2 protein-coding genes are annotated in these 9,604 nt (G+C 67.1%); both read right to left on the bottom strand.

Annotated elements, in window-relative coordinates; genetic code table 11:
• Positions 1-8,322: type I polyketide synthase (locus tag ALI144C_RS00135; RefSeq protein ID WP_143230286.1), on the bottom strand; the 8,322-nt coding region annotated here is incomplete at its 3' end.
• Positions 8,323-8,367: 45 nt separating this feature from the next.
• Positions 8,368-9,604, bottom strand: a 1,237-nt coding sequence (locus tag ALI144C_RS00130; protein ID WP_143230285.1) for a type I polyketide synthase, incomplete at its 5' end; no start/stop codon positions are given.

Below are 9,604 nucleotides of genomic sequence, written 5' to 3'. Positions count from 1 at the left end.
GCCCCAAACACCAGCACCCGAGGAGAACAACACGAACGCGTCCAACTCACGATCCGCAGTCAACTCGTCCAGAACCGCCGCACCACCGGCCTTCGCCGACAACAACCTCGACAGTTCCGCGGTCTCCAGGTCCGCCACCGGGGTGTTTCCGCCTACGCCCGCCGAGTGCACCACGGACGACAGCGCTGGTCCGGACCCGTCGAGACGCTCCATCAGAGCCGCGACCGAAGCACGATTGGCGACGTCACACGCCACCACGTCCACAGCTGTACCACCGGCCGCGATCGAACCCGCAAGCTCGGCAACACCCCCGGCAACCGGACCAGACCGACTGGTCAACACCACACGAGACGCACCACGACCAGCAACCCAACGCGCCGTGATCGCACCAACACCACTCGTACCCCCCGTCACCAACACCGAACCCCTCGGCGACCACACGTTCCGGACCACCGGACGACCCGCACGCACCAACCGCCGAGCCACCACACCACCCGAACGCACCGCGACCTGGTCTTCACCAGCGTCGGCAAGCACACCGGCCAGTCGGGCCCCCGCGCGTACGTCCATCACCTGCGGCAGGTCGATCAACCCACCCCACCGGCCAGCCAGTTCAAGGCCTGCGACGACGCCAAGACCCCACACCTGAGCCTGCACCGCACTGGTGACCGATTCACCTGCAGCGGTCTGCACCGCACCTCGCGTCAACACCCACAGCGGCGCCGTCACACCGAGTTGCCCCAACGTCTGGATCAGGGCGACTGTGTCGGCGCTGCCGCGTGGAACCCACGCGAAGCCCGTATCCGGCGACTCGTCCAACGCCAGCAACGAGACAACACCGGTCAGGTCCGCGATGGGCGCGTTCGCCACGCCGTCGGGCGTCGTGCTGATCACCGATGCCCCGTGTGATTCCAGGGTTTCGGCGATCGAAACAGCGTCGGGTCCGTCTCCGACGACCAGCCACGTCCCAGCCAGAACCGCTCCGGACTCCCTGACCGGGACCCAGGAAACCCGATACCGCCAGTCAGCGACCGACGAGTCGGCACGTTCGCGGCGACGCCAGTCGGTCAACGCCTCCAGTGCGGCGTCAGCCGGGTCGACACCGAGCAAGTCGGCCAGCGCGGTGACGTCACCGGTCTCGACGGCAGACCAGAAACCCGCCTCGGCGCCGGTGACCTCAACCGTCTCGGAGTGCCGGGTGTCCACCACAGGCCAGTAGTGGCGGTGCTCGAAGGCGTACGTCGGGAGCTCCACGACCGAACCGCCGCCCAGAACGGCAGCCCAGTCAACCGTCGCGCCCTGGACGTAAGCCTCGGCCAGTGAGGCCAGCAGCCGCCCGGCGCCGCCGTCTTCCCGCCGCAGCGTCCCGGTGACGACCGGGGCCTGGTCCGCCAGGCTGTCGGCGATCGCCGGAGTCAACACCGGGTGCGGCGAGACCTCCAGGAACACGCCATGACCGTCCCCGGCGAGGACACGCACAGCGCGATCGAACTCGACCGTTTCACGCAGCGACGCGTACCAGTACGACGGATCCATCTCCAGGCCCGTCAACCATTCCCCGGTCAATGCCGACACCATCGGCACCTGCGCTTCACGCGGCCGAATCCCCTGCAAGACGTTGAGGATCTCGTCACACAACTCGTCCACGTGCGCGCTGTGCGAGGCGTAATCCACCGGGATCATCCGCGCTCGCGGCGACTCACCGCACGAATCCGCCAGCTCTCGAAGCGCGTCCGCATCACCGGACACCACGGTCGACGCTTGGCCGTTCACGGCCGCGATCGACAACCGCTCACCATACGAAGCAATCCGCTCACGAACCCCATCCACCGATTCGGCGATGGACAGCATGCCGCCGCGACCAGCCAACGCGGTCAGTGTCTTGCTGCGCAGAGCCACAACCTTCGCCGCGTCCTCCAGCGACAGGATTCCCGCGACAGCCGCAGCCGCGATCTCACCCTGCGAATGACCCACCACAGCATCAGGCTCAACACCAGCCGCCTGCCACACAGCCGCCAACGACACCATCACAGCCCACAACGCGGGCTGCACCACATCCGCAGCCTCAAAACCATGCTGTCCAGCCAGAACATCATCCAGCTGCCAATCAACGTATGGAGCAAGAGCCGCAGCACACTCAGCCAACCTCGCCGCGAACACCGGCGAAACATCGGCGAGCCCACGACCCATCCCAACCCACTGACTGCCCTGCCCCGGGAACACGAACACCGAACGGCCGACACCACCCGGAGCGATCTCTCCCGTCATCACACCGGCCGCAGGCTGACCGGTGGCCACCGCCGCCAGTCCGGCCGCCAGGTCGACGCGCTCCGTGCCCAGCACCACCGCGCGCTGCTCGAACGCCGACCGAGTTGTCGCCAACGACCACGCCACATCGCCAACCGCAAGTTCCGGCCGTGCCAGCACGTACTCACGCAACCGGCCTGCCTGACCCGCAAGGGCAGTGGCACTACGACCTGAGACCGGCCATGCGACCGAGGTCTGCTCGGTCAGCACCGGGAGTTTCGGCTCTTCCCGGTCCTTCTCCGGTTCGACAGCGGTCGGCGCTTCCTCGACGATCAGGTGCACGTTCGTACCGCTGATCCCGAACGCCGAGACACCAGCCCGACGCGGACGATCACCCGGCTGCCACTCGACCGGCTCCTGCAGCAGTCGGACACTTCCGGAGTCCCAGTCGACGTGCGACGACGGCTCGTCGGCGTGCAGTGTCCTCGGAAGCACACCGTTCTGGAGTGCCATCACCATCTTGATCACACCGGCGACACCTGCGGCCTGCTGGGAATGACCGATGTTCGACTTGATCGAGCCCAGCCACAACGGCCGATCGCGATCTTGCCCGTAGGTGGCCAGCAGCGCACCGGCCTCGATCGGGTCACCCAGCTCGGTACCCGTGCCGTGTGCTTCCACCACGTCCACATCGGACGCTGCCAGTCGCGCACTCGCCAGGGCGGCTCGGATCACCCGTCGCTGCGATGGGCCATTCGGCGCGGACAGGCCGTTGGAGGCACCGTCCTGGTTGACCGCGCTCCCGCTGATGATGCCCAGTACCTTGTGCCCGTTGCGGTGCGCGTCGGACAGACGCTCCAGCATCAGCATGCCCGCACCTTCGGCCATGCCCATGCCGTCGGCGCCATCACCGAATGCCTTGCACCGACCATCAGAGGCCAGCGCTCGTAGCCGCGAGAAGGCCACGAACTCGGTCGGGTCCGCGATCACTGTCACGCCACCGGCCAGTGCCAACGAGCATTCACCTGAACGCAGAGCCTGAGCCGCTTGGTGTAAGGCGACCAGCGAGGACGAGCAGGCCGTGTCCACGGTCACCGCTGGGCCGTGGAGGCCCAGCGTGTACGAGACCCGGCCTGACAACACGCTCAACGCGTTGCCTGTGATCAGGTGTACCTCCGCGCCCGGCACAGTGGCACCCGTCGCGATGTATCCGGAGGACGCGGCACCGACGAACACACCGGTCGTGGAACCGTGCAGTGACTTCGGGTCGATCCCGGCCCGTTCGATCGCCTCCCACGAGGTTTCGAGAAGCAGGCGCTGCTGCGGGTCCATCGCCATGGCTTCACGGGGACTGATCCCGAAGAACCCGGCGTCGAAGTCCGCGGCCCCGGTCAGGAAACCGCCCTCCACCACATACGTCGAACCCTCGGCATCCGGATCCGGATCGAACAGGGCTTCGGCATCCCAGCCACGGTCCGTCGGGAAACCACCGATCGCGTCACCGCCGGAAACCAGAAGCTCCCACAACTCCTCAGGAGTACGCACACCACCGGGATAACGACACGCCATACCGACGATCGCGATCGGCTCAGTCGACGCCACGTGCGCGACCACAGGCGCGTTCTCGTCGATGGCACTGCCGAACAGCTCGGTGAGGATCTCGTCAGCCAGCGCGGAGGCACTCGGGTGGTCGAAGATCACGGTGGACGGCAACCGAATGCCCGCGGCGGCGTTCAGCCGGTTGCGCAACTCGACGGCGGTCAACGAGTCGAAGCCCAGCTCACGGAACGCCCGAGTCGACACGATCTCGTCAACCGATTCGTGGCCAAGCACCGCAGCCGCGTGAGAACGCACCAGCTCCACAACCGTCCGCCGCCGCTCAGCCACCGACATGCCCGACAAGCGGGATGCGAACTCTCCACGCTCGTCCGCGACCTCGGTTTCCTCGTGGGCTTCTGGGATCGTCTCCAGCAACGGCCGTGGCCGCGCGGCGCTGAAAACAGGCGCGAACTTGTCCCATTCCACGTCCGCGAGGGCGATGAACGTCTCGTCGTCGGCCAGGATCTCGCCAAGGGCGGTCAACGCCCGCTGCGTGTCGAGGAAGTTCATTCCCTGACGCAGCAGGCGTTGCGGGGTGACGCGACCGGGCGCTTGGTCCATGGCGGCGTCCACGGCGTCCCAGTCACGCGTGTTCCAGACGCCCCAGGCGATCGACGTTCCCGGCAGGCCACGGGCCCGGCGGTCCTCAGCCAACGCATCCAGATAGGAGTTGCCCGCAGCATAAGCGGCATGGTCGTTGCTGCCCCACGTCGCCGAGATCGACGAGAACATCACGAACTCGTCCAAAGCCAGGTCGGCCGTTGCCTCATCCAGGTACTTCGCGCCCACTGCTTTCGCGCCCAATGCCGCGGCCAAGCCGTCGCGGGTGGTGTCTTCCAGTCTTGCCAGGAAGGGGGTGTTCGCCGAATGCAACACAGTGGACAGTCCAGGCCCGGAGCTCTCGATCCAATCGACCATGCCCGTCACCTGTGTGCGTACCGCGAGGTCGCATGACACGACCTCCACGGCGGTGCCCGCACCGGCCACTGTGGCGGCGAGGTCAGCGACCCCGGGAGCGGACGGACCAGAACGAGACGTCAACACAACCCGCTGGGTCTCGTGCTCGGCCAGCCACGGACCGATGCACACGCCGATCGAACCCGTACCGCCGGTCAGCAGAACCGTGCCTTGGGGGCTCCACCGCGTGGCCTCGGACTGGCGGGCCTCAGCACGAACCAGGCGCCGCAGGAACACACCCGACGACCGCACCGCGACCTGGTCTTCCTTGCCATCGGCGAAGATCCCGGCCAGCCGGGCACCGATCTCCGCATCCCACACCGGTGGCAGGTCGACCAGTCCGCCCCAGCGGTCCGGGTGCTCCAAGCCGACTGTCCGGCCCAGGCCCCACACCTGGGTCTGTGCCGGGCTTGTCGTCGCCTCATCGGCGTTGACCTGCACCGCGCCTCGGGTCAGCACCCACAGGGGCGCGGTAGAACCGAGCCGTCCCATGGCCTGGACCAGTTCGACCGTTCCTGCCAGGCCGGTCGGGACCAGCGGGTGTTCCGCCAGCGGTGTCTCGTCCAGAGCCAGCAACGACACCACACCGGCGACATCCGCTGCCTCGATGTCTTCGGGACCGGACGCCGTGACAACCTCGGCGCCGTGCTTCGTCAAGGCGGCCACGACCGTGGATGCGTCGGGTCCGTCGCCGACGACCAGCCAGGTTCCGGCCAGCGCGGTGCCGTTCACACCGGCTGGCTGCCAGGTGATCCGGTAACGCCAGTCGTCCACCGACAGCTTGGCCCGGTTCAGCTTGGGCGCTTCCGGCCAGTAACGGCGCCGCTGGAACGCGTACGTCGGCAACGCCACAACCGAGCCACTACCAAGGACCGCCGCCCAGTCCACCGGAGCACCCTGGACGTATGCCTCAGCGAAAGAACCAAGCAGCCGCTCAGCACCGCCCTCGTCACGCCGCAGCGTCCCGGACACGACCGGGGCCTGCTCGTCCAAGCTCTCGGTGATCGCCGGAGTCAGCACGGGATGCGGCGAAACCTCGACGAACACGCCATGACCACTCGCGGCCAAACCACGGACCGCCCGGTCGAACTCGACCGTCTCACGCAACGAGGCATACCAGTACGACGGGTCCATCTCCGAACCCGCCAACCACTGCCCGGTCAACGCCGAAATCATCGGGATTCGCGCTTCGCGCGGCTCAATCCCCTCCAACACCTCCAGGATCTCGCCACGCAACTCATCCACGTGAGCACTGTGCGAGGCGTAATCCACCGGGATCATCCGCGCCCGAGGCGACTCACCACACGAATCCGCCAACTCCCGCAACGCATCCGCATCACCGGACACCACAGTCGACGCTTGCCCGTTCACGGCCGCGACCGAGAGCCGCTCTCCATAAGGGGCGATCCGCTCACGAACTCCGTCGACTGGCTCGGCTATTGAGAGCATGCCGCCACGACCGGCCAGCGCGGTCAGTGTCTTGCTGCGCAAGGCAACGACCTTCGCGGCGTCTTCCAGGGACAGGATCCCGGCGACCGCCGCAGCTGCGATCTCACCCTGCGAGTGCCCGACTACGGCATCCGGCTGCACCCCGGCCGCCTGCCAGACAGCCGCCAGCGACACCATCACGGCCCACAACGCGGGCTGCACCACATCCGCGCCCTCAAACCCATGCCGCCCAACCAGAACGTCATCCAGCTCCCAGTCCACATACGGCGACAAAGCCTCCGCACACTCAGCCAACTTCGCCGCGAACACCGGCGAAACATCGGCGAGCTCACGACCCATCCCGACCCACTGACTGCCCTGACCCGGGAACACGAACACCGTTCGACCGACACCGCCCGGGGCAACCGAGCCCGTGACCACACCAGGCGCGGGCTGGCCCGTGGCCACCGCCGCGAGACCGGCTGCGTATTCGGCACCGAGCACTACGGCCCGGTGCTCCAGGGACGCCCGCGTCGAAGCCAGTGACCAGGCCACATCGCTCGCTGACGTGTCCGGGCGCGCCAGCACGTACTCACGCAACCGGCCCGCCTGGTCAGCAAGAGCCGCAGCGCTACGACCGGACACGACCCATGCGGACACTCGCTGCGAGAACACCCGAGTAGCCTGCGGTTTCTCTGTCGCCTCAGGTTCCGTCTCCTGTGGCGCCTCTTCCAGAATGACGTGGACATTGGTCCCACTCACCCCGAACGCCGACACACCAGCCCGACGCGGACGATCACCCGCAGACCACTCGACCGCGTCCTGCAACAGCCGCACATTCCCGGACTCCCAGTCCACATGCGACGACGGCTCATCAGCGAACAACGTCTTCGGCAACACACCACGCTGCAAAGCCATGACCATCTTGATCACACCAGCAACACCAGCAGCACACTGTGTGTGACCGATGTTCGACTTCACCGACCCCAGCCACAACGGCTGGTCATCGTGTCGTTCCTGGCCATAGGTGGCCAACAGCGCGCCAGCCTCGATCGGGTCACCCAGCGTGGTACCAGTGCCGTGCGCCTCCACCGCGTCCACATCAGACGGCGACAACTGCGCATTCGCCAACGCAGCCCTAATCACCCGCCGCTGCGACGGCCCATTCGGCGCCGCAAGCCCATTCGAAGCACCATCCTGGTTTGCCGCACTACCCCGAATCACCGCCAACACCTGATGACCATTGCGCTGAGCGTCCGACAAACGCTCAAGAAGCACCATGCCCGCGCCCTCGCCCCAACCGATCCCATCGGCCTCATCAGAGAACGCCTTGCACCGCCCACTGGACGCCATACCACCCTGCTGCGCGAACTCCATGAACGCACCAGGTGACACCATTACCGCCACACCACCAGCAAGCGCCATCGAACACTCGCTCGACCGCAACGCCAACATCGCCTGATGCAACGCCACCAACGACGACGAACACGCGGTGTCGACCGTCACGGCAGGGCCAGTCAGTCCCAGGCAATACGAGATCCGACCGGACGCGACCGCCGACACCGTGCCGATCAGGCGATACCCGTCCAGGCTGCGGTCATCGACCGGCAGGCTGGCGTCGTAACCGGCGTGACTCGCCCCCACGAACACGCCCGTCGTCGATCCGTGCAACGACTTCGGGTCGATCCCGGCCCGCTCGATCGCCTCCCACGACGTCTCCAGCAACAACCGCTGCTGCGGATCCATCGCCAACGCCTCACGCGGACTGATCCCGAAGAACCCCGCATCGAAATCAGCCACGTCGTACAGGAACCCGCCCTGGCGCCGGTAGGCCTGACGCTGGCCGAACTCCTCTTCGAACACCTCCCAGCCGCGATCCGTCGGGAAGCCGCCCATCGCGTCGGTCTCGGCGACCAGCAGGTCCCAGAACTGCTCGGGCCCGGTCACCCCGCCGGGGAAACGACAGCCCATCCCGACGATCGCGATCGGCTCGCGGGCACCGGACTCGAGTTCCCTGACCCGCTCACGGGCCTCGTAGTGGTCGGCTGCCAACTTCTTCAAGGCGTCGAGCAGCTGCTTCTCATCGGCCATGGTGGGTCCTCCTCGACGCCGCGGTGATCCGAGCACCAATGATCATCACGACGCCCCCAGTTCCTTGTTGATGAAGTCCAGGACCTCGTCGGCTGAGGCCTCGTCGAGCTGCCCGGCCACCGCCTGCCGACCTGTGGCGGTGCCGTCGTTCTCCTGCGCGGGTCCGCTGCGGCGCAGCCACCGGGACAGCATGGTCTGCATGCGTTCGGTGATGTCCTGGCGCGTGTCCGCTCCGCCTTCGACGGACTCCAGCTCGCCCGCCAACCGCTCCAGTGTGGCCAGCACCGGGTCTCCGGTGTCCGCCGAGTCGGCGCCGACCACTTCGCCCCGGATGTGTTCCGCGAGGGCGGTGGCGTTCGGGTAGTCGAACACCATCGTGGACGCCAACCGAACGCCCACCACCTCGGACAGGCGGTTGCACAGATCCACCGCGCCGGCCGAGTCGAAGCCCAGATCCTTGAACGCGCGCTGCGGCAACACATCCTCGGCAGACTCGTACCGGAGTACCGCGGCGGCGTGACCGCGCACCAGGTCTGTCAGCACCTGCTGCTGTTCCGCGACCGGCATGCCGGACAACCGATCGGCCCACTCGCCAGTACCTGTGCCGACGGTTTCGACCGTCAGGGTCGCGCGCACCTCAGGCAAGTCCGACAGCAGTGGACTCGGCCGGTGCAACGTGTACGTCGGAATGAACTGCGGCCAGTCAAACCCAGCCACCACCATCGCACCCTCATCGGCATCGAGCACCTGACCCAACGCCAACATCCCACGCTGCTCGTCGATGCCCTCCATCCCGAACTCACGCAACCGCTCACCACCGGTACCCGCGGCCATCCCCACGCCAGCCCACAGGCCCCACGCGATCGACGTGGCAGGCAGGCCTCGAGCGCAGCGATCCTCAGCCAGCGCATCGAGATAGGCGTTCGCCGCCGCGTAGCCGCTCAGGCCGCCGCTGCCCCAAACGCCAGCGCCCGAGGAGAACAACACGAACGCGTCCAACTCACGATCCGCGGTCAACTCGTCAAGAACCGCCGCACCACCGGCCTTCGCCGACAACAACCTCGACAGTTCCGCGGTCTGCAACTGCTCCACGGGTGTGCTGCCGCCGACACCTGCCGAGTGCACGATCGAGGACAGCACCGGGCCTGTGGCGTCGATTCGCCTGAGCAACTGGTCGACCGCGGTGCGCTCGGCAACGTCACACGCCACCACGTCCACAGCTGTACCACCGGTCGCGATGGAACCCGCGAGCTCGGCAACACCTCCGGCAACCGGGCCAGAA

The organism is Actinosynnema sp. ALI-1.44, from assembly GCF_001984155.1.
GTDB lineage: Bacteria > Actinomycetota > Actinomycetes > Mycobacteriales > Pseudonocardiaceae > Kibdelosporangium.
This window is presented reverse-complemented; position numbering and strand designations above follow the sequence as displayed.